Source organism: Listeria fleischmannii subsp. fleischmannii LU2006-1, assembly GCF_000344175.1.
Classification (GTDB): domain Bacteria; phylum Bacillota; class Bacilli; order Lactobacillales; family Listeriaceae; genus Listeria; species Listeria fleischmannii.
In genome coordinates this window covers 1-26,147 of record NZ_ALWW01000041.1, presented here as the reverse complement: position 1 = coordinate 26,147, position 26,147 = coordinate 1, and the positions used below count along the sequence as shown (strand labels likewise).

General features: G+C 39.9%; 25 protein-coding genes, 3 tRNA genes, 1 rRNA gene and 1 pseudogene. 25 read left to right on the top strand and 5 right to left on the bottom strand.

From position 1 onward, the window contains the following. Positions 1-8: 8 nt before the first annotated feature. The 23 genes and pseudogenes from rrf to fdhD all read left to right on the top strand — a co-directional run bounded on the left by rrf (position 9) and on the right by fdhD (position 19,952). A 5S ribosomal RNA gene (rrf, locus tag LFLEISCH_RS11455) occupies positions 9-125 on the top strand. A gap of 11 nt (positions 126-136) precedes the next feature. Further along, positions 137-212 (top strand) — tRNA-Asn (locus tag LFLEISCH_RS11450). Positions 213-232: 20 nt separating this feature from the next. Then, positions 233-305, top strand: a tRNA-Thr gene (locus LFLEISCH_RS11445). A 27-nt stretch (positions 306-332) separates the two neighbouring features. Further along, positions 333-405, top strand: a tRNA-Thr gene (locus LFLEISCH_RS11440). A 129-nt stretch (positions 406-534) separates the two neighbouring features. Continuing rightward, a complete protein-coding gene (locus tag LFLEISCH_RS11435) occupies positions 535-1,425 on the top strand; it encodes a TetR/AcrR family transcriptional regulator (RefSeq protein WP_007476636.1) in 891 nt (296 codons plus the stop codon). A 100-nt stretch (positions 1,426-1,525) separates the two neighbouring features. Then, positions 1,526-3,023: pseudogene (locus LFLEISCH_RS11430) on the top strand (DHA2 family efflux MFS transporter permease subunit). Beyond that, complete coding sequence (locus LFLEISCH_RS11425; protein ID WP_007476635.1) at positions 3,023-3,484, top strand: GNAT family N-acetyltransferase; 462 nt, start codon at positions 3,023-3,025, stop codon at positions 3,482-3,484. The pseudogene LFLEISCH_RS11430 and the gene LFLEISCH_RS11425 overlap by 1 nt, the downstream one beginning before the upstream one ends. A 63-nt stretch (positions 3,485-3,547) precedes the next feature. Beyond that, positions 3,548-4,348 carry a pyrroline-5-carboxylate reductase gene (gene proC, locus LFLEISCH_RS11420; RefSeq protein WP_007476634.1) on the top strand — a complete coding sequence of 267 codons (801 nt, stop codon included), beginning with the start codon at positions 3,548-3,550 and terminating at the stop codon, positions 4,346-4,348. Positions 4,349-4,569: 221 nt separating this feature from the next. Then, positions 4,570-4,758, top strand: coding sequence for a hypothetical protein (locus LFLEISCH_RS11415; RefSeq protein WP_007476633.1), 189 nt, complete (start codon positions 4,570-4,572; stop codon positions 4,756-4,758). 272 nt (positions 4,759-5,030) lie between these two features. Next, positions 5,031-6,560: a Ppx/GppA phosphatase family protein gene (locus LFLEISCH_RS11410; protein ID WP_007476632.1), complete on the top strand. Its 1,530-nt coding sequence runs from the start codon at positions 5,031-5,033 to the stop codon at positions 6,558-6,560. Beyond that, positions 6,557-8,677 (top strand): RNA degradosome polyphosphate kinase, encoded by a 2,121-nt coding sequence (locus LFLEISCH_RS11405; protein ID WP_007476631.1) that lies wholly within the window; start codon positions 6,557-6,559, stop codon positions 8,675-8,677. The genes LFLEISCH_RS11410 and LFLEISCH_RS11405 overlap by 4 nt, the downstream gene beginning before the upstream one ends. A gap of 2 nt (positions 8,678-8,679) precedes the next feature. Then, a complete protein-coding gene (locus LFLEISCH_RS11400; RefSeq protein ID WP_007476630.1) occupies positions 8,680-9,624 on the top strand; it encodes a Ppx/GppA family phosphatase in 945 nt (314 codons plus the stop codon). 104 nt (positions 9,625-9,728) lie between these two features. Continuing rightward, positions 9,729-10,016 carry a hypothetical protein gene (locus LFLEISCH_RS11395; RefSeq protein ID WP_007476629.1) on the top strand — a complete coding sequence of 96 codons (288 nt, stop codon included), beginning with the start codon at positions 9,729-9,731 and terminating at the stop codon, positions 10,014-10,016. Positions 10,017-10,567: 551 nt separating this feature from the next. Continuing rightward, positions 10,568-11,317, top strand: coding sequence for a GntR family transcriptional regulator (locus tag LFLEISCH_RS11385; protein ID WP_007476627.1), 750 nt, complete (start codon positions 10,568-10,570; stop codon positions 11,315-11,317). Between the two features lie 12 nt (positions 11,318-11,329). Continuing rightward, complete coding sequence (locus LFLEISCH_RS11380; protein WP_007476626.1) at positions 11,330-11,761, top strand: PTS sugar transporter subunit IIA domain-containing protein; 432 nt, start codon at positions 11,330-11,332, stop codon at positions 11,759-11,761. Next, on the top strand, positions 11,727-12,215 hold the full coding sequence (locus tag LFLEISCH_RS11375) for a PTS sugar transporter subunit IIB (protein ID WP_007476625.1): 489 nt from the start codon (positions 11,727-11,729) through the stop codon (positions 12,213-12,215). The genes LFLEISCH_RS11380 and LFLEISCH_RS11375 overlap by 35 nt, the downstream gene beginning before the upstream one ends. A gap of 14 nt (positions 12,216-12,229) precedes the next feature. Continuing rightward, the gene (locus LFLEISCH_RS11370) at positions 12,230-13,033 is read left to right on the top strand and encodes a PTS mannose/fructose/sorbose/N-acetylgalactosamine transporter subunit IIC (RefSeq protein ID WP_007476624.1); all 804 of its coding nucleotides are present in this window, start codon (positions 12,230-12,232) and stop codon (positions 13,031-13,033) included. Beyond that, positions 13,008-13,835, top strand: a complete 828-nt coding sequence (locus tag LFLEISCH_RS11365) for a PTS system mannose/fructose/sorbose family transporter subunit IID (RefSeq protein ID WP_099048772.1) — start codon at positions 13,008-13,010, stop codon at positions 13,833-13,835. Before LFLEISCH_RS11370 ends, LFLEISCH_RS11365 begins: the two co-directional genes overlap by 26 nt. 17 nt (positions 13,836-13,852) lie before the next feature. After that, positions 13,853-14,557 carry an SIS domain-containing protein gene (locus LFLEISCH_RS11360; RefSeq protein WP_007476622.1) on the top strand — a complete coding sequence of 235 codons (705 nt, stop codon included), beginning with the start codon at positions 13,853-13,855 and terminating at the stop codon, positions 14,555-14,557. Between the two features lie 9 nt (positions 14,558-14,566). Next, positions 14,567-15,193: a copper homeostasis protein CutC gene (locus tag LFLEISCH_RS11355; protein WP_007476621.1), complete on the top strand. Its 627-nt coding sequence runs from the start codon at positions 14,567-14,569 to the stop codon at positions 15,191-15,193. A 331-nt stretch (positions 15,194-15,524) separates the two neighbouring features. After that, a complete protein-coding gene (gene fdhF / locus LFLEISCH_RS11350) occupies positions 15,525-18,509 on the top strand; it encodes a formate dehydrogenase subunit alpha (RefSeq protein WP_007476620.1) in 2,985 nt (994 codons plus the stop codon). Next, a complete protein-coding gene (locus LFLEISCH_RS11345) occupies positions 18,502-18,978 on the top strand; it encodes a helical membrane plugin domain-containing protein (protein WP_007476619.1) in 477 nt (158 codons plus the stop codon). Before fdhF ends, LFLEISCH_RS11345 begins: the two co-directional genes overlap by 8 nt. Positions 18,979-19,160: 182 nt before the next feature. Then, positions 19,161-19,952 (top strand): formate dehydrogenase accessory sulfurtransferase FdhD, encoded by a 792-nt coding sequence (gene fdhD, locus LFLEISCH_RS11340; RefSeq protein WP_007476618.1) that lies wholly within the window; start codon positions 19,161-19,163, stop codon positions 19,950-19,952. Positions 19,953-20,012: 60 nt separating this feature from the next. Here the strand turns inward: fdhD and LFLEISCH_RS11335 are convergent, their stop codons facing one another. Next, positions 20,013-20,582 (bottom strand): NAD(P)H-dependent oxidoreductase, encoded by a 570-nt coding sequence (locus tag LFLEISCH_RS11335; RefSeq protein WP_007476617.1) that lies wholly within the window; start codon positions 20,580-20,582, stop codon positions 20,013-20,015. Positions 20,583-20,688: 106 nt separating this feature from the next. Between LFLEISCH_RS11335 and LFLEISCH_RS11330 the strand changes: the two genes are divergently transcribed. Both LFLEISCH_RS11330 and LFLEISCH_RS11325 read left to right on the top strand, forming a co-directional pair. After that, entirely contained in the window at positions 20,689-21,504 is an 816-nt protein-coding gene (locus LFLEISCH_RS11330) for a Cof-type HAD-IIB family hydrolase (RefSeq protein ID WP_007476616.1), read from the top strand. A 64-nt stretch (positions 21,505-21,568) separates the two neighbouring features. Then, on the top strand, positions 21,569-21,832 hold the full coding sequence (locus LFLEISCH_RS11325; RefSeq protein ID WP_007476615.1) for a hypothetical protein: 264 nt from the start codon (positions 21,569-21,571) through the stop codon (positions 21,830-21,832). A 24-nt stretch (positions 21,833-21,856) separates the two neighbouring features. On the opposite strand, the gene LFLEISCH_RS11320 is transcribed toward LFLEISCH_RS11325, so the two are convergent. The 4 genes from LFLEISCH_RS11320 to LFLEISCH_RS11305 form a co-directional block, all read right to left on the bottom strand. Then, complete coding sequence (locus LFLEISCH_RS11320) at positions 21,857-22,666, bottom strand: DUF368 domain-containing protein (RefSeq protein ID WP_007476614.1); 810 nt, start codon at positions 22,664-22,666, stop codon at positions 21,857-21,859. A 50-nt stretch (positions 22,667-22,716) separates the two neighbouring features. Next, complete coding sequence (locus LFLEISCH_RS11315; RefSeq protein ID WP_007476613.1) at positions 22,717-23,751, bottom strand: glycosyltransferase family 4 protein; 1,035 nt, start codon at positions 23,749-23,751, stop codon at positions 22,717-22,719. After that, positions 23,748-25,163 (bottom strand): lipopolysaccharide biosynthesis protein, encoded by a 1,416-nt coding sequence (locus tag LFLEISCH_RS11310; RefSeq protein ID WP_007476612.1) that lies wholly within the window; start codon positions 25,161-25,163, stop codon positions 23,748-23,750. The genes LFLEISCH_RS11315 and LFLEISCH_RS11310 overlap by 4 nt, the downstream gene beginning before the upstream one ends. A gap of 7 nt (positions 25,164-25,170) precedes the next feature. Then, the coding region (locus LFLEISCH_RS11305; RefSeq protein ID WP_007476611.1) for an O-antigen ligase family protein at positions 25,171-26,147 on the bottom strand (977 nt) is incomplete at its 5' end.

The window sequence follows — 26,147 nt, the reverse complement described above, 5'->3', positions numbered from 1 at the left end:
TTCTTTTGTCTGGTAGCTATGGCGAGAAGGTCACACCCGTTCCCATCCCGAACACGGTAGTTAAGCTTCTCTGCGCCGATGGTAGTTGGGGGCTTCCCCCCTGTGAGAGTAGGTCGCTGCCGGGCAATTGTATTATTCCACAGTAGCTCAGTTGGTAGAGCAATCGGCTGTTAACCGATCGGTCGCAGGTTCGAGTCCTGCCTGTGGAGCCATTTTTTATGCGCTATTAGATGCCGCTTTAGCTCAGTTGGTAGAGCGCTTCCATGGTAAGGAAGAGGTCGCCGGTTCAAACCCGGCAAGTGGCTTCTTGGATATGTATAACTTCTTAGCAGGCCGGCTTAGCTCAGTTGGTAGAGCAACTGATTTGTAATCAGTAGGTCGCGAGTTCGACTCTTGCAGCCGGCATCGACATTGTATATAAAATGGTTGAAAATCTCACAAGTTATTGTGAGGTTTTTTTGTTGAATAAAATTTAATTGAACTAATTGTCTTTTTTTATTATACTAGTAGTATAAAACCAAGGGAGTTGAAATTTTGAAAGATAAAAAGCGGCGGATTATAAAAGAAGCGAAAAATATTTTTCGAAAAAAAGGCTATTTATTAACTTCTGTAGCAGATATAGTCGAAGCAAGTGAAATTTCAAAAGGGACATTTTATAATTATTTTACTTCAAAGGAAGAGCTCGCTATTGTCATTTTCAAACAAGAATACTCAGTGCTTTATCAGAAATTGGACCGTGAAATGGGGGATCAGACGCGGGAGTTGAAAGATAATTTTGCAACTTGTGTGGAACTTCTGATTAATTTTCATATGAAGAATGCTGAAATTTTAAATATTAGTTTCTCTCAGGCCATGATTGATGATGATTTTAATCAATTTTTGACAGGCGTGCGTTTAAGAAGTTTGGAATGGATAAAGAATCAAATTTTACTTGTGTACGGAGAGGATACGCGGCCGTATGTAAATGATTTGACGATGCTTATAACTGGGATGATGTTTATGTTTGTTTTTGCTTCATCCAAAACGGAGGAGAAGGATCGACGGATACAGGACGTTGTATGGTATGTGCTTAACCGGATGGATGCGATTGTTTTGGATTTGAAGAAAACAGGCGATATTTTGATTACAGAGGATGATGTGGCGTGTTTTATTCCTAACCACTTAGATATTAAAAAGCGCAGAATGGTAGAGTTACGAAAGACAATTGATACCCTTTTAAATAAAATTGAGATGCAGGAAGTGGCTGAGTCGGATAAGTGGCAGTATAAAGAGTCGCTAAACGCTTTGTTATCGGAAATTAATAATCGGGAGACACCAAGGGACTTTATGATTCAAGGAGCACTGCTTTATTTGAAACAGCAGGCACCAAAAGCATTAGACCGAGAAATTCAGGTTCTCGAGGCGCAAATTAATTCACTTTTATAAAAAAATGTACGGGTAGGTCATTTTTTGTTGACTTATTAGTTTTATTAGATTATACTACTCTTATTCATTTGGAAAACGGATGAAGGAAGGGGAATTATAATTGAATACTATCGCAGCAGAAAAACCTGTAGATGTTCATGGGAAGCCGTTTAATCGAAATCTTCTCGTGGTAACGATGGTGATTGGGGCATTTGTTGCCGTTTTAAACCAAACGTTACTTGCAACAGCGCTACCGATGATTATGAAAGATTTAGACATCACGGCGGCTACAGGACAATGGCTTACTACAGCCTTCTTACTAACAAATGGGATTATGATTCCTATTACAGCGCTTTTAATTGAAAAAATCAGTTCAAAAGTATTATTTATTACAGCCATGGTTGTTTTTACAATCGGGACTATTATTGCGGCCTTAGCGGGCTCATTTCCAGCCTTATTAACAGGTCGAATCGTTCAGGCGGCCGGTGCAGGGATTATGATGCCGCTACTTCAAACCATTTTCTTACTTATTTTCCCTCGCGAAAAAAGAGGGGTTGCAATGGGGATTATGGGCTTAGTTATCGCTTTTGCACCTGCAATTGGACCGACTTTATCTGGTTGGATTGTTGACTCATACGATTGGCATATCCTGTTTTGGGTGTTGATTCCAATTGCCGCTTTTGATTATTATTCTAGCTTTTTTCGGTATGAAAAAAGTGGTGAATCTAAAAGATACGCGTATTGATGTTTTATCCATTATTTTATCCACGATTGGATTTGGTTCTTTGCTTTACGGTTTTAGTTCTGCGGGGAACGATGGTTGGTCAGACGCAACGGTAATTACGACGCTTATTGTAGGTGTTGTCGTAATCTTCCTTTTTGTACTTCGTCAATTAAAAATTGAAAATCCTATGCTTGAATTCCGGGTATTTCGTTATCCGATGTTCTCATTATCTGTCGTTTTAGGTTCGATTGTCACGATGGCGATGATTGGGGCAGAAATTGTTTTACCGCTTTATATTCAAAATATTCGTGGTGAGACGGCACTACAATCCGGTTTACTTCTTTTACCGGGAGCACTTGTTATGGGGATTATGAGTCCGATAACGGGGATTATTTTTGATAAGATTGGTGCGAAATTACTTGCAATTACCGGGCTGACAATTTTAACGGCCGGAACGATTCCGTTTATTTTCCTAACGGCAGATACGCCACTTTGGTATATTATGCTCTTTTATGCGATTCGTTTCTTAGGGATTTCAATGGTTATGATGCCAGTTGGAACGGCTGGGATGAATGCTTTACCGAATGAGCTAATTAATCATGGTTCTGCGGTTAATAATACGCTTCGTCAAATTGCCGGTTCGATTGGAACAGCCGTTTTAATTACGGTTCTTACTAACGTGACGAATGATAATATGCCAGGAAAATCACTGATGGCTACGAATCCGCAAGAATTTGCGCAAAAAGCCTTGGATGCCAGCTTGAATGGTATGACGGCCGCTTTCCTTGTGGCAGTTATTTTCTCAGTCATCGGCATGATTTTGAGCTTCTTTATTAAAGATCGTCCAAAAGATGCTGTTGTTAAAAAATATGAAAAAAATGAAGCAGAGTCTTAATGGACTTTGATGAAAATCCCGTTCCAATTGGAATGGGATTTTTATTGTTCAAATTTGGAACTTTTGGTATAGTGGAAAAGAATGAGAGGTGCATTTTATTGCAAATTCGTAAGATGGAAAAGGCTGATTTGGATGCGCTCCGAACGCTTTACAAGGAAGTTCGTGGTATGGATTTTAGTTGGACGAAACAAGAGACTCTTTCGGAAATGGATTTTGACCGGGATACAGACGGGGAGCTTGTGCTCGTCATGGAAAATTCGGGCGATATTTTAGGGTTTGTCGGGATTTTTGAGCCAGAGCATTTTATTCACCACTTGTATGTCAATCAAAATGCGAGGGGCAGTGGGGTTGGCAGGGAGCTGCTTTTAGCGGCACTTAAAACTTCGAAAGCCACGTTTGCTTTAAAATGTGTAGCGGAGAATGAAAAGGCGTTACTTTTTTATAAAAAAATGGGTTTTTAAAAAGGTTTCAGAAGGTTTTTCGGAAGATGGACGTTATTTTGTACTTGAAGGGAGTTTTTTAGGATGAAAATAGGATTTATTGGTGTTGGAAACATGTCTTCGGCGATTATTCGTGGCTTGGTGAAGGAAACGGATGCGGCCGATATTTTTATTTATAACCGAACCGTTACAAAAGCGGAGGCGCTGGCAAAAGAAACGGGTGTTATGATAAAACAAACGGCGGCGGAATTAATTCGTGCCGTTGATATTGTAGTGCTTGCCGTTAAGCCATATGTCTTTGAACTTATTTTACCTGATTTAAAGGAGGTTCTTTCGGAACATAAACCGCTCGTTGTATCTATTGCGGCGGGGCTTGATCTCCGGACACTGGCTAGCCTTGCTGGATCTGACTTGAAAATCATGCGAGTAATGCCAAATGTGAACGCGACTATCGGGGAGTCCATGACGGGGATTTGTGGAAATGAACTTACTACAACAGAGGACGAAAAAGCAGTAGAAACAATATTTTCGGCCGTTGGGGAAGTGGCTTTTATCGAAGAAAAGAACTTTAGCGCATTTACCGCGATAGCAGGAAGCTCACCAGCGTTCATTTATATCTTTATTGATGCTCTTGCACGTGCAGGGGTGAAAGCGGGTTTGCAGCGTAAAGAGGCGCTTCGTGTGGCGTCACAAGCCGTTGTTGGTAGCTCCAAAATGATTTTAGAAAGTGAGCGTCACCCTTATGACTTAGTAGACCAAGTATGTTCGCCTGGTGGTACAACAATCGCCGGAGTAAGCAGTTTAATGGACGATGCGTTTGTTGCGGCGGTTATGCATAGCGTCAGCGCAACAATCGCACGAGAAAAAGAACTGAGCCAAGAATAAAAAATGTTCATTTAATATTCATACTTTCTACATAGTCTTGTAAAAAGTACAGTTTAGTATAGGGTTACAAGCTAATAACACACCCCTTTTTCAAGAGATGTAAATCTCCCTTTTAGAACCAATGCGGTCTTCCTTTTTCTTCCGCATTGGTTTGTTTTGCGTTTAAAAAAGCTAGATTCGTGTATAATGAATATAAACTGGTTTTTAAATGAGGGATATATATGGTAAAGAAAATAACAGGTGTCTTGCTCGTATTTGTGGCCATTTTCGGTGCGATTGGTGAAGTGCAAAATAGTGGGATTTATTTTCCAACTTATAATTTATTCGAATTCTCTGGTCGCTTAACAGAAGTCGCGGGCTGGATAAATTCTATTTTACTCATCCTTATTGGTGTTATTTTCTTTTTTTAATAAGAAAAATCATTCTTTTTTAATGTTTCTCTCCCTATTCCTAGCTGCTTTTTCGGCTATTATGGGTTTTGTATTTGCAAGTTCATACACATCCTTCCACATCCGGCCGTTTGCAAGCGTTTTGGCGCTACTCATCGGGCTATTTTATTATACAAAGTGGGATGATGAATCTTTATAAAGAGGCTTTAGGCCTTCTTTTTTTTTGATGAAAAAAGGTTAGTCTTCCTCCCAAAAGGGATATATACAGGTAAGAAACACGGGAGGTGAAGTTCGTGAGTACAAATTGGTTTGCTGCCATTACAGTCGGTTCACAAAACGCGATTTTGAAAATTATAGATATGCGAAAACAAACCGTTTTGGAGTACATAAAAGCGGAAGTATCCATTGGAACAGATATTTTTAACCGAGGAAAAATTGGACTTGAAACGGTTGAAGAAACATCCGTAGCGCTTGAGGGATTTGTAAGTCGCATGAAGGAATATGATATTACAGAGAGCCGGGCTGTAGCTGTTTCGGCGATAAAAGAAGCCTCCAATGCGGAATATGTGAGAGAACAAATTCGCCTCCAAACGGGCCTTGAGTTAGAGTGGCTATCCAATTCAGAAGAGCGCTTTTTACACAGCCAGGCGGCAGCAAATGGAACGCCCAATTTTAACGAACTTATAAAAGAAGGAACCATGTTAATTGATATTGGCACGGGGAGTATACAACTAACAGTTTACGATGAAGGGAATTTTATGTTTTCTAGAAATATAAAGCTTGGCCCACTTCGTGTACGGGAACTCTTAGCAGAATTAAAAGAGAGAACAAGTAATTTTGCTGATTTATTGGAAGATTTTATTTTTAGTAAAATACGAGATTATGCGCAGTTTGCCCCTAAAGATGTATCGTATAAGCATTTTATTTTAATTGGAACAGATTTACTTTTCTTTAAAAGGGCGTTTTGGGAGAAAGCAGAAGATAAAATTACAGAAGCCTATTTTGAAGCGCTTTATGCGCATATACTGGAAACCCCGGAAAAAGTTTTAGCCAAAAAATATGAACTTTCTTTTGATTCGATTTCGCAGTTATTACCTTCTGCCATGCTACTGAAAGAGCTTCTTAAGGTGACAAAAGCGGAAGAAATTTTACTTTCGGATGCGGAACTTGTGGACGGCATTTTAGTGGCGGAGATGATTCGGCGGAAAAGTTTAACGCTCACACATGATTTTACGCAGGATATTGTAACTTCTGCGCGGAACATTGCGCTTCGTTATATGACAGATCAAAAGCATGCGGAAGCGGTGGAGAAATTCGCTATTCATCTTTTTGATCAATTAAAACCGATTCACGGGCTTTCAAAACGGGAAAGATTGCTTTTACAGATTGCGGCAATTTTACAAGATATCGGAAGTTATATTGATATGAATAATCATTATGCGCATTCAGAATATATTATTTTAGCGACAGAAATTCTCGGTTTATCGACAGAGGAACTTGAAATGGTCGGGGCGATTGCCCGTTACCACAGCACGGAGACGCCATCGCTTAATTTACATCATTTTGAGAAGCTTCCCACCGAAAGTCGGTTAACCACGGCGAAATTAACCGCTATTTTGCGTCTGGCTGATTCTCTTGATGATAGCCACCAACAAAAAGTGACGAAAATCTCGATTTCTTTAAAAAAAGAGCAGGTTTTAATTTCTGTTTGGGCGGATGATGATTTAATGCTTGAAAAGTGGACTTTCGCGGAAAAATCGGGGTTTTTTGAAGAAGTATATGGAATTAAACCTCATTTGAAAGAAAAGGGTGGTCAAAAATGAGTGAAGAACAGGTAAACTTCATTAATCGTGAATTGAGCTGGCTGGCGTTTAATGACCGCGTATTAGAAGAGGCACGGGATAAAAACAATCCTCTTTTGGAGCGAATTAAATTTTTAGCGATAACCGCTAGCAATTTGGATGAGTTTTTTATGGTGCGCGTAGCAAGTTTGAAAAAGATGGTGTCTGTTGGCTATACAGACCGCGATGCAGCTAGGCTTACACCGAAGGAACAGCTAGCTGAAATCGCAGAAGTGACACATAAAATGGTGGATAAAAGCTACCGCACATGGAACCGGACGCTCGTAAAGCGGCTGCAGGAGAAACAAATTCGCTTGCTCAAAATGGAGCAGCTTTCTTCGCGGGCACAAACTTTTGTTCATCATTTTTTTGAACAAGAGGTTTATCCTGTTGTCACTCCCATGGCGGTTGATTCCTCTAGACCATTTCCGCTGATTGTAAACACAAGTATTAATATCGCAGCCTTTATTCATAAAGAAGGTAACCCGAAAAAGAAAGAATTTGCAACCATTCAAGTGCCAACCATTTTCAAACGTGTAGTGAAACTCCCCTCTTTAGAAGGCGAACACGATTTTATTCTACTCGAGGAGATCCTCATCCATTACTTAAATCGCTTTTTTGTAGGCTATGAAATTAAAGAAGCCGCATGTTATCGGGTGATGCGAAATATGGACATGGATGTCGCTGAAAAAGACACCTCCGATTTACTAAAAGAGATTGAAGAGCAACTTAAAAAGCGTGAACGTAGCAATGTTATTCGTTTAGAGGTAGACGCAAATATTAGTAAACATTTAAACAAAAGATTGGTTAAAGCGCTTAAGGTGAGTGAAGAAGATATTTACCCCATAAAAGGGCCAATCGACTTAACTTTTTTAAATAAAATGGCGAGTGCGGTAAATGATGAAACGCTTTTATACGAGCCTTTTAAGTCTTATGTAGAGGCGGATTTAATGCAAGATTTATTTGCGAAAATTAAAGAAAAAGATTATTTTTTTCACCATCCTTACGATTCTTTTGATCCTGTTATTGAATTTATTCGAAGAGCCTCTACAGATGAAGCTGTGCTGGCGATTAAAATGACACTTTACCGAGTATCGGGTGATTCGCCGATTATTAAGTATTTAGGTGAGGCGGCTGAAAACGGGAAGCAAGTGACGGTACTTGTCGAAGTAAAAGCCCGCTTTGATGAGGAAAATAATATTCACTGGGCGCAAGAGCTTGAAAAGGCGGGATGTCATGTTATTTATGGGTTAGTGGGGCTTAAAACGCACTGCAAGTTGACGCTTGTGGTGCGGCGTGAGGAAGATGGAATCAGGCGTTATATGCACATGGGAACGGGCAATTATAATGATATCACGGCAAAATTTTATACGGACATGGGCATTTTAACGGCTAATGCAGAAATGGGAATTGATGCAACCAATATTTTTAATATGCTTTCAGGCTATTCGGAACCGCCATTTTTCTATGAACTTGTGATTGCGCCGCTTTGGTTACGCGACACGCTTCTTGACCTTATAGAGCGCGAAATAAAAGCGGTTAGACAAGGGAAACCCGGCTTTATTCATATGAAAATGAACTCTTTATCTGATTCGGAAATGATTGAGGCGCTTTATGCGGCTTCGGCTGCGGGGGTTAAAATCAAGCTTATTGTGCGAGGCATTTGTTGCTTAAAGCCTGGTGTGCCTGATTTGAGTGAGAATATCGAGGTTCACTCGGTTGTGGGGCGCTTTTTAGAACATAGTCGGATTTATCATTTTGGCGCGGCTGGTGATGATTTACTCTATCTTTCGAGTGCGGACTTGATGCATCGTAATTTAAACAGGAGGGTAGAGTTAATGTTTCCGATTCGCGATTCAGCTATTCGGGAGCAAATTAAACTGGAGTTTATGGAAATGTTTCATGATAATGTGAAAACTCGAAAACTTTTAGCGGATGGCACATACCAAAATGTCGACAAACGCGGAAAGCCAGCGTTTAATGTCCAAGAATTGTTTATCGATTACAGTGCAAAAAAGGCGGTCGAAAAGCGTGCCGCTAAAAAAAGAAAAGTACGGACATTTAAGCCTATTAGCGGGCCGAAAAATGAGGAGGAATAGGGATGGAACATTTTGGTGTAATTGATTTGGGGTCAAACTCGGCACGGATGACGATTACTAAAATAAATGATGACGCGACGTTTGAAGTAGTCTGCCAAGAAAAAGAAATGGTTCGGTTATCTGAAAAGATGGGAGAGGAAAAAATACTACAGGATCATGCGATAAAACGAACGATTGAGGCTCTGAAGCAGTTTAAAGAAAAAAGTCTTGAATTTGAATCGCTAACTTTAAGGGCGCTTGCAACGGCTGCCACGCGTCAGGCGACGAATCAAAAGAAGTTTTTAGAGCGCATTAAAAAGGATGCGAATATTGAACTTGAAGTGATTGCGGGCACGCAGGAAGCGTATTACGATTACTTAGGTATCATAAATACGTTACCAATCACAAATTGTGTTGTGATAGATACTGGCGGGGGGAGCACGGAGCTCGTTTTAGTCCAAAATGGTCGAGCGGTCAATTTAATTAGTTTGCCTTATGGGGCGGTCAATTTAAGTGAACGTTTTACGCAAAAAGATATTATTTCTGCGGGCGATTTGTTTGAACTTATGACGTTCATGGATAAATTATATACGGGCGTTTGGTGGCTGCGACGGGGACATAATTTGCCAATTGTAGCACTTGGCGGGAGTAATCGAACGATAGCGAAAATCGAACGGCGCAGGCGCGAAATTTTAGATTTTGAGAACTTACACGGATTTAAAATGCGCGATTTTGAAGTATATGACATATTTAAAGAGGTCGTGTCGAAAGATTTAAAAGGTCGCGGAGATATTGGCGGACTTTCTCGTGATAGAGCGGATATTATTACGGCAGGTATGGCGCCACTTATCGCGCTAATGCGTTTTTTGGATTCTGATAGGCTTGTGTTTTCACAGTATGGTCTTCGTGAAGGCGCCTTTTATGAACATTTTTTCGATTTACAACAAAAGGGGCTTTTAGAAGGTTAATTGTAAAGAATCTTACGTCCTCATTACTTTTTGTTGCAAAAACAAGAATTTTAAAAAATCTATGCTATACTACGAATAATCAAAAGGTAAAGGAGAGAAGTCTATTGCCACTTTTCGATAGTTTAAAAAATCTAGCTGGTGACAAAGTAAATGAACTCCTTGGAGGAAGTGCGGAAAAAGTTTCTGATGTGGCTACAAATGCTGAAGAATCTGTACAAAATGTAACGGAAAATGCCGGAGAGACGGTTCAAAATGTGACGGAAAAATTGAATCCCGAAGAAATTGCCCAAAATGTGAGTGAGCCGGTGAATAATGTGGTAGACCAAGTAACCGAACAACTAGGTGGCGCTGGGGAATTGCTGGATTCGGTTAAGAATATATTTGGTAAGTAAGAATTTCGAATAGTTGATGAGGATAAAAAATCGAGCAGTGTTTGCCTTTTAGGCTATACTCCTCGATTTTTTTATGTATTTAGTTACTAAAAAATGCAACAAAACCAATTATAGCAGAAATTGTAGCAAGTATTGAAAAAATGATGCTAATAATCGATAAAATATTTGTTGCTTTATTGATACTGGTCGTTTCTATGCGCATGGAATTCCGACTAATGAAATAGGTGGAAATTGAAATAAGAAAGCCAAAAGGAATAAAAAAAGAAAGAATTGAAAAACATAACGCCCATAAATTTTTAGTAGCTTGTGTCATAGTTGCCTCCTCTAGTTTGATGTAATTAGAATCATTTTAGCTGTTCTTTTTTAATTTTTCAAGGTATAAAATTAAAGAAAGCGCTTGCAGTTGAGTGAGAAACATGTTATATTAAAATTAACTTAACGTGTTAACCGGTTATAACGGTAAGTTGTCTTTGCGTTTACATCCTAATAGCTTCGTGATACGATAAATTTAACGTGTTAACGTATTAGATAGAAAAGAAGGGATGGAAACGATGGTAGAACCAAAATACATGGTGATTATTAATGATCTCAAGCAACAAATTACAGATGGTGTTTTCCAACCAGGTGAAAAAATTTATTCAGAAGGTGAGTTGAAAAAGAAATACAATGTCAGCAACACGACAGTTGTTCGAGCACTTCAAGAGTTAGTACGGGCAGGTCTTTTAACGCGGTTTCAAGGGAAAGGGACATTTGTTAGCAAGTCGGTACAAAATAAAGAGGTACTATTCAATGAATATAATTCATTTCCGAATTATAAAGATACCAATTTTATGCGCGATAAAAAATTGCATGAAGAATTTACAAAAGTAATTTCTATTGAAGAAATAACAGATGCGAGAATAGCTGAGAGGTTACAAATTCAACCAGAAAATCGTATTGTCCATTTTAAACGTGTCAGAATGTTTGGCGATACACCTTGGGCAATTCAAAATAACTATATTGCAAAAAGCAATTTGTTAAATATTGATTTTACAGATTTAAATCGCTTTATAACGTTATCCGAGGAGCTAAAGAAATTATATGGTTTTGATATTTTAAACGAGGCGATGAAAGAAAAAATCCAAATTGAGTTTCCTATTTCAAATTCTGAAGTAGCAGAGCTTCTAGGTGTTCCCGTTAATAGTCCCGTGTATCGTATGGAAAGAATTACGTATATTCCGGAAAATAAACCATTTGAATATGTCGAAAGTTTTGTAAAACACGATTTTTACTATATTGAAATTCAAAAGAAAAAAGATTAGGAGGGTGATAAAATGGCATATATTTTAGCTGGTCATGGTCAGTACGCAGTGGCAATTAAGGAAAGTTGCCAAATGATTACTGGCCAGACAGAGCTATTTCACGCAGTTTCATTTACAGAAGATATGAGTGTGGAAAATGTTTCTGGAACGTACCGCCAGATTTGTGAAGAAAATAATGTAAGCGCTGTTATTGTTGATTTTATTGGTGGGACACCTGCAAATGCTGCACTCATTGTTCAAACGGAGTTTCCGGATGTCGCCATTGTTTCAGGATTATCACTTAGCCTCGCGTTGCAGCTTAGTTTAGGAGAATCAACGGATAGCGCAATACATGGTGCGAAAGAAATGCTAACAATTGTTCAACCTAAAAACCAGTTTTTAGTCCAAAGTGATGAGGGGAGGAAGAGGAATGAGCTCCAATGGAATTATTCATGTACGTATTGATGAGCGTTTAATTCATGGGCAGGTCGCAACGATGTGGACCAACACGATAAAAGCGACACGAATTATGATTGTAGATGATGGTGTTGTAAAAAGTGAAATCGAAAAGACAGCATTAAAAACAGCAGTTCCAAGCGGCGTAAAGCTAAGCATTTTAACATCGCAGGGTGCAATTAAAAATATTTTAGCAGATAAATATATCGGGCAAAAAGTCTTTTTAATCGTTAAAAACCCGCGCGTTTTAAAAGAACTTGTGGACGGAGGTGTTACGCTTCCGCAAATAAATGTGGGGAATATGTCAACCAAAAAAGACAGCAAGCAAATCAAAAAATCAGTAAGTGTGACAGAAGAAGATTTGGAAAATTTCGATTATTTTGTTAAAAAAGGGATTAAATTGACAGCGCAGATGGTTCCGAGTGAAGAAGAAGTCCCTTTTCAAAATTTACTCAAAAAATAAAAGGAGGGAGTTAGATGGATTTAGCGATTTGGCAAATTGTATTACTTGTTATCCTTTCAGCACTAACAATTTTAGATGCGCTAACGCTTGTAATCGGATTAAATTTTCCTGTTATTACTGGAACGATTGCCGGCTTGATTATGGGAGATGTAACTTTAGGTCTTGCGATTGGAGCCACTTTACAACTTATGGTACTAGGGGTTGGCACTTACGGTGGCGCATCAATTCCCGATTTCACAACAGGTGCGATAGTTGGAACAGTATTTGCAGTGCTTTCTGGTCAAGATGCGGAATTTGCAATTGGACTCGCGGTACCTGTAGGGCTACTTATGGTACAATTAGACATTTTAGCCCGGTTTACAAATACATTTTTCTTGCACCGAATTGATGCAAACATTGATAAAGGAAATATTACGGCTGTAAAACGGAATATTTTATACGGGGCATTCCCATGGGCGCTATCAAGAGCCCTTCCGGTTTTTATTATGATTACATTTGGGCAAGGCGTTGTTGATTTTATCTTAAACACGATGCCCGACTGGCTAATGGGCGGCTTAAAAGTGGCCGGCGGTATTTTGCCGGTTGTCGGGATTGCGATATTACTGCGCTACTTGCCAACAGGTAAATTTGTGGCATATCTCATTATTGGTTTTGTGGCAACGGCTTATTTAAAGGTGCCGATGCTAGGCGTTGCTTTGATCGGAACAGCGCTTGCGATTATCTACTTTAAACAAAATTTTAATAAAAAAGAACCCGCATTAGCTGGAGAAGCTGGTTTAGTAGGAGAGGAGAATGAAGATGGCGAATACGAAGACTGAGTTCGAGTTTGATAAGGTTGTGACGAAAAAAGATTTGCTAGCGGCAAACGTTAGATGGCTCCTATGTAGTCAAATCTGTTGGAACTATGAGCGAATGATGTCAACAGGCTACCTCTATTCCATTTTGCCAACACTTCGAAAACTATATCCAAAAGATGACGAGCAAAAAGAAATGATGCACATGCATAATCAATTTTTTAATACTAATCCGATGGTTGGTGGTCTAATTTTAGGGATTGACATGGCTATTGAAGAACGCGAGAAAATGGCATCTAAAGAAGTCGTAACGGGGATAAAAACCGGTCTGATGGGGCCGTTTGCTGGAGTTGGTGATACCATTTTTGGTGTCATTTTACCGACCATATTTGGTTCCATTGCAGCTTATATGGGATTACAGGGGAATGTGACAGGCGTTATTATTTGGATGATTGTAAATATCCTCGTTATCGGTGTGCGTTTTACACTTCTTCCACTTGGATATAGCCAAGGCGCAAAACTTGTTAATGAATTTGCGGACCGACTTAACGCGTTAACCGATTCAGCTATACTTCTCGGGGTAACCGTTGTTGGGGCCTTGATTCCGACAGTTATTCATGCGACCGTTCCGTACGTATATAAATCTGGAAAAGTCGAGCTAAAAATGCAAGAAATGTTAGATCAAATTATGCCGGCGCTCGTCCCTGCCTTGCTTGTCGGGCTCATTTATATGTTGCTGGGCTATAAAAAAATGACCTCCACAAAAGCAATTTTACTAGTGATGGTTCTGGCGATAGTTTTATATAACTTAAAAATACTTGGATAGAGGAAAGAGGAGAAAACATGGGATTAACTTTTTTTGATAAAGCACGAGATTTGGCAAATGTTTTGGAGAAAACACAAAAAGATAATATTCACGAAGCAGCAAGCCTAGTGGCAGAAGGTATTATGAATGGCGGTATTTTACAAGCCTTTGGAAGTGGTCACTCATACGCGGCGGCAATTGAAATTTGCGGGCGCGCAGGAGGTCTAATTCCTTCAAAAGTCATTTTTGATCCAGCTGGTGGGATGTATGAATCCATTGAAGGTGTTGGAAAACTTTTAACACATCGCATGCAAGCTAAAAAAAATGATATATTCTTCCTGATTTCAAATTCAGGACGTAATCCAATGAGTATTGAGCTCGCGGAATGGGTGAAAAGTAGCGGCAACAAACTAGTGGTCGTAACCGCACTAGATGCTTCAAAAGCATCAACATCAAGGCATTCTTCTGGGAAACTACTATATGAATTTGGTGATGTCGTATTAGATAATAAGTCCGAATTCGGTGATGCCGCGCTTGAACTCCCCGGACTAGAAGGGAAAGTTTGTGGTACATCGTCCTTCTCAGCAGTGCTATTACTGCAACAAGTCATTTATGAAGCGGTGCAAATGATGATTGAAAAAGGCTACACACCACCAGTTTATCGAAGTGCGAATATTGATGGCGGTTACGAATATAATTTCGCTTTGGAAGATTTATATGCTGACCGGATATTCCATTATTAGGTGATAGTAATGGTCATAAAGGAGCTTTGTATTGAAAATCATGATTCACTAGAAAGTGCTATTCGAAATGGTGCCAAACGAGTTGAGCTATGTGATAATCTAGCAAAAGGTGGCACTTCAGTCAGCATAGGCGTAGCGGAATTTGTTCAAAAAAAAGCGAGTGAGGCGGGGGTTTCGGTAGTAGCGATGCTTCGGCCACGCGGAGGAAATTTTTGCTATTCGGCTGCGGAAATTAGTATGATGCGTCGCGATTTAGAAGCCTATCAGTCTATTGGCATTAAAGCATTTGTATTTGGTTGCCTTACAGAAACAGGTGAACTGAATAAGACGCAAATGAAAGAACTAATGCACGAAATAGATGCAGAATTCACATTTCACATGGCTTTTGATGAGCTGAAAACAGACAAAAAAATGGCAATTGACTGGCTCGCAGAAAATGGATTTACCCGCATTTTAACCCACGGAGGTGCCGGACATTTGTCGCCAGAAGAAGTAATCCCTGTTTGGCGTGAATATATTCAGTATGCAAACAATCGGATTACGATTCTACCCGGTGGTGGAATTACAAGCGAAAATTGGCAAGAGATAGCGCAGAAAACAGGCGCTACTGAACTTCACGGAACAAAAATAGTGTAGACGCAATAAAAAAGGTATCAAAAAAATAGAACCGAAAATCAAGTTACAAAGCCTTTTTGAATAAAGGAATAAACTTGGTTTTCGGTTTTATTATTTATGGATAAATAAATGGGCAATTCGATTTCAATTAGGGCATGAGAGGAGTAGCCCTATGACCATGAAACTATAGACGATTTTTCACTAAGTTTTTTGTTCTCAGAAATCGCATAGCTATAACGTTTGATAACCATTCTCAATTATGGTTTTGGCTGTAAATTTCACATAATTGCTGTTATAATGTAAAGAGTGTAATCGTTTTCTATTTAGAGCGAATGATGGAGGAGGAAAAGTCATGGAGACAAAAATCACCGTCAAGATTAATGGGGCGGAACATGAAGTTGACTCAGGAAAAAGAATTTTAGATTATTTGAATGAAAAAGAAATGAAACATCCACATATTTGTTATAGTGAGCAAATGGGGCCTATCCAGTCTTGCGATACGTGTATGTGTGAGGTGGACGGGGAACTAGTTCGTGCATGTAGCACTGAATTTAAAGAAGAAATGGATATTCAGACAGATTCAGAAAAAGCGACAGATGCGCAACTTGAAGCAATGGACCGAATTTTAGAAAACCATCTGCTTTATTGTACAGTTTGCGATAACAATAACGGGAATTGTCGCGTACATAATACAACTGAATTACTAGGAATTGAAGGGCAAAAGAGACCTTATCGGGAAAAAGGATATTTAAATGATTTTTCACACCCGTTTTATCGCTATGACCCCGACCAATGCATTTTGTGTGGGAGATGTGTTGAAGCTTGCCAAAGCGTACAGGTAAATGAGACGCTTTCGATTGACTGGGAGCGCGAACAGCCACGGGTTATTTGGGATGATGACCGGCCCGCAAACTTGTCTTCATGTGTGTCTTGTGGACTTTGTTCTACCGTGTGTCCATGTAATGCGATGATGGAAAAATCAATGCTTGGACAAGCTGGTTTTATGACTGGTTTAGACGAAGATGTGCTTGAACCTATGATTGACATGGTTAAAAAAGTGGAACCGAACTATCAAACGGTATTTGCAGTTTCTGAAATGGAAGCGGCAATGCGAGATACGCGGACGAAAAAAACGAAAACGGTATGTACGTTTTGCGGTGTAGGTTGCACGTTTGAAGTGTGGACGAAAGATCGTAAAATTTTAAAAGTAGAACCGACTGGCGAAGGGCCGGTTAATAAATTCGCGACATGTGTAAAAGGAAAATTCGGCTGGGATTTTGTTAATAGTGACAAGCGGCTTACGTCCCCACTTGTTAGACAAGGGGATGAATTTGTGCCGGTCAGCTGGGAAGAGGCGCTTCAAACAGTTGCCACGCGCTTACGCGAAACACAGGCGAAATTCGGTAACGATGCGCTTGGCTTTATCAGTTCATCTAAAACAACAAACGAAGAGAATTATTTGATGCAAAAAATCGCTCGCCAAGTTTTTGAGACAAATAACGTCGATAACTGCTCACGGTATTGTCAGGCGCCTGCCTCTGACGGGCTAACACGTACTGTCGGCATCGGAGCCGATTCTGGCACCGTGGATGACATTGAATCAGCTGGACTTATCATTCTAGTTGGCTGTTCACCGGCTGATGGGCATCCGGTTATCGCAAGCCGAATTAAACGAGCGCAGAAATATAATGGGGCTAAAATGCTCGTTTCTGATTTGCGCCGTCATGAAATGGCAGAACGCGCAGATAAATTTATTCATCCGAAACAAGGGACGGATTTTGTATGGCTAACTGCCGTTGCGAAATATATCATTGACCAAAATTGGCATGATGCCGAATTTATGAATAATCGAATTTCAAATGTAGCCGACTATCTGGCCTTCCTTGAGCCATTTACATTAGAATATGCCGAACAAGAAACGGGTCTTACGGTCGATACACTAAAAGAAATCGCAGAAATGGTACACGCGGCAGACGGCACATCCGTTTGTTGGGGAATGGGCGTAACGCAAAATATCGCGGGCTCGCACACCTCTTCCGCTATCGCCAACTTACTTCTTGTAACAGGAAACTTTGGGCGAAAAGGCGCGGGTGCATATCCGCTACGAGGACATAATAATGTTCAGGGCGCTTGCGATATGGGGTCACTTCCAAATGTCTTGCCAGGTGTTCAGCCACTAGGCGATGATGAGGTTCGGGCGCGTTTTGAAGCTGCATATGGCGTTTCGATTTCCGACAAACCAGGTCTAAAAAATAATGAAATGCTTGATGCGATTGAAGCGGGAACATTACATGCGATGTATCTTGTTGGTGAAGAAATGGCGTGGGTGGATTCAAACGTGAATCACGTACAGGAAACGCTCGCGAAATTAGATTTCTTTGTTGTTCAAGATGTTTTCTTATCTAAAACGGCGCAATTTGCGGATGTTGTTTTACCGGCCGCGCCTTCCTTAGAAAAAGAAGGGACATTTACAAATACGGAACGGCGCGTACAGCGCTTGTATGAAGTCATGAAACCGCTTGGGGATTCAAAACCCGACTGGTGGATTACGCAAGAAGTGGCGCGCGCATGTGGTGCTGATTGGAACTACGAACATCCAAGTGACATTATGGATGAAATCGCTAGTCTAGCTCCGTTTTTCCGCGGGGTTCGCTACGACCGTTTAGAGGGCTTCAGTAGTCTCGTTTGGCCGGTTGATGAGTCAGGTCAAGATATGCCCCTTTTATACAAAGAGCGTTTTAACTTCCCTGATGGAAAAGCACAATTCTCAACTTTACCATATATTCCGCCGATTGAGTTCCCGGAAGAATATGATTTACAGCTTAACAACGGGCGATTGCTTGAGCAGTTCCACGAAGGGAATTTAACGGATAAATCGAAAGGTCTTGATTATAAGCTCCCAGAAGTATTTGTTGAAGTTTCACCTGAACTTGCGAAAAAACGCGAGATTGAAAGTGGCTCACTTGTGCGTTTAAGCTCTCCTTACGGTAAAATCAAGCTTCGGGCAGTTGTGACGGACCGCATGAAAGGTAATGAAGTTTACGTGCCAATGCACTCTGTCAGTAGCGAAACGGCGGTAAACTTGTTAACATCAAGTGCCGGCGATGTGCGGACGAAAACGCCAGCCTATAAGCAAACAAAAGTAGCTATGCAGGTTCTTGAGAAAGTTGGAAAAAATCCGCTGCCTGATCATAATCCGCGAAACCGCAAACGATTCCCGCAAAACGGGGTTGAGGTGGAACGGAAATGGAAACGAAGCGATTATGATCCAATTTCTAAAGTAAACTGTGCATGCGGCGGAAGCTGTGGCTGTAAAGGAGAGAAAGAAAATGGCTGAACCAATATCAAAAATTCGTGATACAAGCCCAAGTAAAGAGGAGTTGGAAAAAATCCGCCTGGCTGAGCTGAAAAGCAGTATTGCATCTGACGAATCTGGCTTTCTTGAAATGCTTGAACTTGTAAAACTACTAAACGATTCAGGTGCACTTGAAGCCGTAAATAGTGCGATGAAGGCAAAAGAAGATATCACTAAAACACTTTTAAATGAGTGGCGAAAAGAACCAATTACAAATGCAATAAACAATTTAATGTTATCAAGTCAACTTTTAACAGATACAAAACCGGAAACGACTGAAAAAATGCTTGAGAATATCAAAAATGCGACGCAGGCGGCAGATACGGCAGCAAAAAATGAAGAAATCCTAGGGCTTTTTGGATTAATGAAGGCACTTAAAGATCCAGATGTTAACCGAACATTGCGTTACGGAGTTACATTTTTAAAAGAAATGGGTAAACAGTTGAAATAAGACCAAAGTCCAGACTGCTGACAAACGGCAATCTTCGTTGTTAGTGCTTCCGTTCCGGTGCTCACGTACTCGAGTACGCTCCGCTCCGGTACTCGGCACTGCCTAGAGTCTCACCATTTGTCAGCAGTCTGAAAGCCTCCAAATTTGTTGGAGGCTTTCTTTAGAAAGGGGTTAAAAGTACGATGGATGTGAGTGTGCGGAAAAAAATTATTCGTTTTGAAAATGGAGAAAAGCGTGAGCAAACCGCAGAAGTTGCGGTCGAATATCCTCTAACCATTTACGTGAATAAACAAGAACTTGTGACCATCGTCTGTACACCGGAATATTTAGAGGATTTAATTATTGGCTTTTTAACTTCGGAGGGTGTTATTCGTGGGATTTCGGATATTGATAATATTGAAATAATTGAAGCGACTGGGCACGCGTATGTGACAGCTAATTTCGTTAATCAATTTAATGCTAAATATCGCTCAAAACGCTACATTACTTCTTGCTGTGGGAAATCAAGAGAAAATTTTTACTTTCAGTCCGATGCTTCTTTACTTGAAAGTTATAATGAAACAGAGATTTTTATTCACCCTAAACAAATTTTTGAACGAATGGATGAATTTGAAAATAGTTCCGCCACATTTCATCAAACAGGAGGCGTTCATAATGCCGGACTTACTACGCCAGACGGGCTGATATGTAGCCGTATGGATATTGGGCGCCACAATGCGTTAGATAAAATTTACGGCTATTGTTTGAAAAATGAAATTCCCGTTTTAGATAAAATTGTCATTTTTAGTGGCCGTATTTCATCTGAAATTCTAGTGAAAACGGCCAAATTAGGTAGCGGCATCATTTTATCACGTTCTGCGCCAACCGAACTGGCGATTAATATGGCAGAAGAGCTAGGCATTACAACGGTTGGCTTTATCCGAAGCGGCACAATGAATGTCTATACAAACGGAAACCGCATTTTAATGGATTAAATTGTTACTTTTCTACAAGCAAAGAGGGCTTCTGCGGAAGCCCTCTTTTATATAATTTATCTACAGAATTTTTGACAGTGACATAACTTTATTTAAAAAGGCTTCCCGTTTTGTTTGGTTCGTTTGTCTGACAAAAGGGAGTGAGAAGCGGCGGACTTTTTTAAAGCCGCACATTTGTAGAACTTGTTTTTGTAATACTTTTCCGTAATCATGTTGAAAAAGTTGTGTATATATTTTAGGTGTGTCATCGGTTGTGATGACCCAGGCCGTGCGATTTCTTAGGTGGCCTACGGGTTTTAGCCCTTTATACGAATAAGCAAAACCTTTTGTAAAGACACGATCAATAAAACCTTTTAAAATGGCAGGCATCCCGCTCCACCAAATTGGAAAAATAAAAATGACATGTTCTGCCCAAACAAGTTGCGCGCGGTAATCGCCAACTTCCGGATCGTTTTTTAAGTCGCGTCGCTTTGTTTCAGCATCAAAATACAAGCAAGGGTTGAAATTTTCTTTGTACAAATCAATAACTTGAACAGCGTGTTTAGAATGAATGGATTCCTTTACTTTGGATAAAATTGCGCCATTTAAGCTATCAGGATTAGGATGAGCATAAACAATTAGAATATTCATGTTGCGCCTCTTTTCACTTGTTTTCTTTGATTATAACGCAGCGTGACAACTTGTTCAATGTTCGCTATAATGACGAATATAAGAATGGAAAGGTTGAGAGGATAACATGATTGATACAATTGTAACCGATATGGATGGCACGCTGCTTGTTAGTGCAGGAGACGCTATTCATCCCCGTAATAAAGAGCGACTACTCGAATGGCAGAAAGATGGCAAAAACTTATTTTTAGCAACAGGACGCCTTGATTTGGCAATTTTACCGTTCATTCACGAACTAAATATCACGAAGCCAGTTATTTCATGCAACGGAGGACTAGTGCGGGATTTTTCAACAGGGGAGATTTTGTTTAAAAGTGATTTGGCGCTTGAAACTATTGAACGCGTTTTAGATACACTACGTCCGTTAAATGTTAATTATCATCTTTATACAACAAAACGGATTTTAGGACCGTCCAACACAGGGAAAATTGCTTTTTTTAATGAGCAAAATAAAATCCTTCCTGAAAATGAGCAAGTGCCTATCACCATTACAAATAATCCACTTAGTGAGCTCCAGGAAGGAGAATTTCCGCTTAAAATTTTAGTTATTGAAAAAGAAGCAACTAAACGTGAACAAATTAAAGAAACCCTTTCAACTTTCAATTTATCTGTACTTGCCTCTGCGGCTAACTTAATTGATATTATGAATCCGGGAATTGATAAAGCACACGGCTTAAACTATTTAGCAGAAAATGGTTATATTGATTTAGACAAAACGATTGCTTTTGGGGACAATGAAAATGATGTGGGTATGTTGATGCTAGCTAAAACCGGTGTCGCGATGCAAAATGGCATTCCGCTTGCCTTAGAACGCGCAGACTTCGTTACTAAAACAAACGATGAAGGTGGACTTGCGCTCTTTTTAGAACAGCATGTCTTGTAACATTCGCGACAGTAAGCGTTTCGTGATATGATAAATGTATCGATAAGATAGGGAGCTGATTAGATTGGAAGAAAAGTTTGATTTAGGACATTTCTTGAAAAAAGCCTTCGTCATTGCCATCGGTGTAAGTCTGGTCTTTATAGGTTTTATTGCTATTTTAACCCTCGTAGGCGTTTTAATTGCCATTCCACTTTTAAAGAAGGGTAGCAAACTCCTTTTTGAAAAAGAAAACGGCGAATCAACTGAACGCAAGTTGAAATGGAAAACCCCGCACTGTGAAGCAAAACTAAAATTTAATGATAGCGACTTATTAGAAGAAAAAAGTTAAAACCGCGCCCTAGGGTGCGGTTTTTTAATCTCTAAAACTAAATCGGTAAACAGCGAATGTCGTAATCAGAAGAATAAACAAGCTAACAATAAATTCTAACGCTGTAAAACTTCCTTTTGGAAAAAGAATAAAAAACGAACCTGAAAGTAAACCTAAAATAGCAGCATGTGAGGCGGTCCGAAATGTATGAATCAGATAGCGAATTAATTTGCTCGTTACAAGAATACCAACTAAAACGCCTAGTGCAACGACAAATATAATTTTAAAGTCAAGCTGAACAAGCGCATCAAGCGCCGTTTCATAAACGCCTAAAATCATTAAAATAAGTGCACCACTAATTCCCGGCGAAACAAGGGCGATACTTGCGAGAAACCCTGCTAAAAAGAGATACATATAATCAAACGCAGTGGCGTTTACGATTTGAAAGTGAGTTTCTTCCAAAGAAAAATTGAGTAGTAAAATAAGTGCAAAAAATAAGGCCATGATAAAAAAGTGTTTGATTTGATAGTGATCGCCGATTTTTTTTCCACTTTGCCAGATAAGCGGTAGCATTCCTAGGATACACCCCATAAATAAGGCATGCACCTGAACATTATAGTTTTCCAGTAGATAATGAACGACAATAACGGAAATGCCCATTCCAAACGCCATTCCAAGTAGAATAGGAAGTAAATAACGCAGACTTTCTTTCCATTTTTTAGTGGTGAGGTGGTGCAGGGCATCAATTATATTTTCGTAAATTCCAAAAAGCATCGCAACGGTACTGCTACTTATACCGGGAACTGTCTCAACCGTTCCCATTGCCATACCTTTAAAAAATTGAATGATTCGCATAAAACACTCCTAGTAAATTTATTAACAAAATCCCTCTTTAATTATAAATTTTACCACGTTCTGCTTGAGCTGTAAAAAGCGGACCAATTGGTGTGGTAATTTTCAATTGAGAAGTCGCGTATGATTTTTTCTCTGGCACATACTGCATATTTTTCTAAGAGAAGGGGTTCATTCAGTAATTTTGTGAGCTGTTTAGTCATTTCGTGGACATCGCCTGGTGCAGTTAAAATCCCGTTTTCTCCGTGGATAACGGCGTCCCGAATATCGCCAACATTTGTGGACAGATTTGGAATGCCGCTCGCCATCGTTTCTAAAATCGCCATTGGAAGGCCTTCATGATATGAGGGCAGAAAATGTAATAAAGTATTTTTTAAAATCGCTTCCTGTTCTTTTTTTGAAATCCAACCACCAAGTGTGACATTTTTCAAACCAAGTTTTTGAATGGTGGCCGTTACTTTCTCTGTCTCCCCATCGCCGTAAAGCACAAAACGAACATCTGGAAACATCGGCTGAATTCGCTCCGCCACTTGAAGGAGATCATAGCTTCCTTTTCGCTCGCCAATTCGACCAAACGTCACAATCGTACGAGCATCTTGGTTAAAAAGGGATTTTTCAGGAATACGAACCGCGTTTTGAATGACTGACACGTTCGTTTTAGTTATCGTTCGGTAAAATTCCGCCCAGTTTTCCCCTAAAACCACCACATGATCCGTTTGATTAAACGTGCGGCGGATAAAAAGCTGGATAAGGCGATGGCTATTTTTGTAAAACATATCGAACTGCGAGGCATGCATATGAAAAATAATTTTACAACGGCTGGGAACTAATTTTTTGAGCAAGGCTTTTCGAAAAAAACTCCCTTTTTGTGCCACGTGAAAATGAACCAAATCAATTTGTTTTTGAGAAATGATTCGCCTGATAGAGCGGATGGCGTTCCATTCCGTCTGCCATTTTTTTGTCCCCGACCAGGAACTCAAAAAGTAGAGTTTATGCTCGTCGCTTGAATAATACTGCTTGAAATTTGAAATAACGGTTGAGATGCCCCCTTTTTCTGCTGGGTCAGGACCGACCATTAAAATATTCATGCGTTTTTCATTCCTTTCTTTTGAAATAACTGAACGGCAAGGCTTATATCTTGTCGGTAAAGGACGATGAGGAAGAGGAGTGCTCCTAAAATCAAGCCTTTTTCCAAAAGAGTATCTTTAAATAGTACGCTATAAAGTGATAATCCGTAAAGGAGTCCGGTTACGATGAGATGGCGTTTGACGGAAAAGCCTTCCCAGATTCGCATGGAGAAGAATGTCCGTGCGAGGAAGAAAGCGATATACGCTGTTCCAGTAGCGATGGCGGCTCCGGTTGCGCCGTATAAGGGGACGAGCGTGAAGTTTAGAACAATGGCTACAAGTAGCGCAATCACCGAGACATAGATGTTCAGCACACTTTTCTTTAAAAATACGATGCCAAGGTTCGTCGTCTCGCTTACGGTCATCATGAGCGGATAGAAACAAAGGAACGGGAAGATATACTGGGCGTCGCTGTATGCGGGAGAAAGAATCAAGACAATCCAGTCCTTAAAGAAAAGCATGATAAGAAAGAAGAACGCAATGCCAAACATCACCACATCACTCACCTTTTTATAATAAAAGATGGGCTTTTTCTGCTCGTACCATTCGTAGGCAGTGGGAATCCAGAAGTTGGCAAAACTGACCTGTAAAACCATAAGGGCACTGGCCACTTTAAACGCTGCTGTATAAATCCCGAGCTCGTTAAAGTCAGCGAAATAGCGTAAAAATAATTTGTCGATGATAATAAATAAACTATACAGAAAGGTCCCGACGACAACGGGTAAACCAAATTTGGCAAGCCGCTTAATAAGCACTTGATCAATTGTAAATGTAGCTCTCCGAAAGAGCTTTAAGTTACATAAGAGGAGTAAAATATCACCGACCATTTGCCCTATTAACATGCCGTAAATGACCGTAATAAACGTAGGTTCAAAAAGGAGTAAAGCTATAATGGTACCTGCTAAAATCGTAAATTTAACTCCGATACTATAAATAGAAAAGGTAATCGCCCGATTTTCCATACGAACAAATAATAAAATAAAACGTTCGAAAATGAGGAAAACACTAGAGAAAGCGAGTAAATAAACGGCTACGTGATAACGAGAGTCATCGAAGAGCCAGCTCGAAATTGTAGGGGCAAAGAAGCACATGAGTGTGATAAGCACAACAGATGAAAGAAGGGGTGTTAACATCGCTTGCGTAAGCAGTTGTTTTTTCGATGAATAGGAATTGAATTCCCGTGTAAAGGCTTGGTCAAACCCCAAATAAATCACATAAATAAGAAGTGTCTGTGCCAGTAAAAACATACTGGTTTTCCCGTATTCGGCAGGTGTTAAAAAGTAGGTTGTAACGGGGATGAGTATTAAGTTTAATAGCGCCGCACCAAGCGAGCCAATTGAAAATTGTCCGAAACGAATTAATAATTTTTTCAAATAAACCTCATTCTTTCTTTGATAAGATAATCCCGCCACAAACGAGCCCTAAAAAAGTGGATGAAAGAGCGGAAAATAAGACGTGTCCGGCGAAGAAGCTATAAAGCAAGATGACAAGAAATAAATAACTATAGATGGAACGATTCGCTTTTTTGATAGCTATCGCGCCGTAGTAGCCAAGTAATATGACGAGAAATAAAATGCCAAGAATACCGAGACCGAAAAAAGCGTCAAAGAAGTCCATTTCGATTAGGCCAAGACGGCCAAAATTTTCTAAGCGATATTCAAATCCCTGTCCGAAAAACATGGTAAAAACGGGATGTGGGCTAGTTAAAAAGTAATGAAGGCCGCCCTCGAAAAAGTCACTTCTTGAGCTGGAGAGAAGGCGAACAAGGTTGCCATCGTAAAGATGATAGAAATAAACCATTCGGTCGTATGTTCCAGCAATCATTTGGCCCGCATACGAAAGCCCGCGAAGAAGAACCCAACCAATTAAAAGGATGCTCATCAGCCAAATAAAAATTTTATGCATCACCGACTGAAAGCGGACGATGAATAGAAGGCGAATGAGAACGATGATGCTCACGATCGCGCCATAAACGATGCCTGTTTTTGTCCCGACGAGTAAGAGCGAAATCATATTTCCGGCATAAAGGAGGATAAGAAACAATAGGCGAAAATTCCATTTTCCTTGTAGTCTTTGAATGAGCGCTCTTGCTGTAAATGTGATGCTTACGATAAAGGCAAAACTCGTGTCATTATTGGCGAAAAAGAAGCCTTTATAACCAGCGTCTGAATTATCATACGTTTGATGTCCGACCCCAAGAACATAAGGGACTAAAAGAAAAACCGTAAAGAGGAAACTAATGACGATAAAAATTTTCTCATAGTTCATGGACATAAAAAGCGTTTTTCGTTGATAAATGTAGTTACGGAATGAGGCCATAAAAAGTATTTTACGAACAGCCGGAAAACATCTTTCTA

Coding starts and splice junctions, on each gene's coding strand:
- LFLEISCH_RS11425 (WP_007476635.1), top strand. CDS start 3,023: ATGGACTTTGATGAAAATCCCGTTCCAATTGGAATGGGATTTTTATTG.
- proC (WP_007476634.1), top strand. CDS start 3,548: ATGAAAATAGGATTTATTGGTGTTGGAAACATGTCTTCGGCGATTATT.
- LFLEISCH_RS11415 (WP_007476633.1), top strand. CDS start 4,570: ATGGTAAAGAAAATAACAGGTGTCTTGCTCGTATTTGTGGCCATTTTC.
- LFLEISCH_RS11405 (WP_007476631.1), top strand. CDS start 6,557: ATGAGTGAAGAACAGGTAAACTTCATTAATCGTGAATTGAGCTGGCTG.
- LFLEISCH_RS11400 (WP_007476630.1), top strand. CDS start 8,680: ATGGAACATTTTGGTGTAATTGATTTGGGGTCAAACTCGGCACGGATG.
- LFLEISCH_RS11385 (WP_007476627.1), top strand. CDS start 10,568: ATGGTAGAACCAAAATACATGGTGATTATTAATGATCTCAAGCAACAA.
- LFLEISCH_RS11380 (WP_007476626.1), top strand. CDS start 11,330: ATGGCATATATTTTAGCTGGTCATGGTCAGTACGCAGTGGCAATTAAG.
- LFLEISCH_RS11375 (WP_007476625.1), top strand. CDS start 11,727: ATGAGCTCCAATGGAATTATTCATGTACGTATTGATGAGCGTTTAATT.
- LFLEISCH_RS11370 (WP_007476624.1), top strand. CDS start 12,230: ATGGATTTAGCGATTTGGCAAATTGTATTACTTGTTATCCTTTCAGCA.
- LFLEISCH_RS11365 (WP_099048772.1), top strand. CDS start 13,008: ATGAAGATGGCGAATACGAAGACTGAGTTCGAGTTTGATAAGGTTGTG.
- LFLEISCH_RS11360 (WP_007476622.1), top strand. CDS start 13,853: ATGGGATTAACTTTTTTTGATAAAGCACGAGATTTGGCAAATGTTTTG.
- LFLEISCH_RS11355 (WP_007476621.1), top strand. CDS start 14,567: ATGGTCATAAAGGAGCTTTGTATTGAAAATCATGATTCACTAGAAAGT.
- fdhF (WP_007476620.1), top strand. CDS start 15,525: ATGGAGACAAAAATCACCGTCAAGATTAATGGGGCGGAACATGAAGTT.
- LFLEISCH_RS11345 (WP_007476619.1), top strand. CDS start 18,502: ATGGCTGAACCAATATCAAAAATTCGTGATACAAGCCCAAGTAAAGAG.
- fdhD (WP_007476618.1), top strand. CDS start 19,161: ATGGATGTGAGTGTGCGGAAAAAAATTATTCGTTTTGAAAATGGAGAA.
- LFLEISCH_RS11335 (WP_007476617.1), bottom strand. CDS start 20,582: ATGAATATTCTAATTGTTTATGCTCATCCTAATCCTGATAGCTTAAAT.
- LFLEISCH_RS11330 (WP_007476616.1), top strand. CDS start 20,689: ATGATTGATACAATTGTAACCGATATGGATGGCACGCTGCTTGTTAGT.
- LFLEISCH_RS11320 (WP_007476614.1), bottom strand. CDS start 22,666: ATGCGAATCATTCAATTTTTTAAAGGTATGGCAATGGGAACGGTTGAG.
- LFLEISCH_RS11315 (WP_007476613.1), bottom strand. CDS start 23,751: ATGAATATTTTAATGGTCGGTCCTGACCCAGCAGAAAAAGGGGGCATC.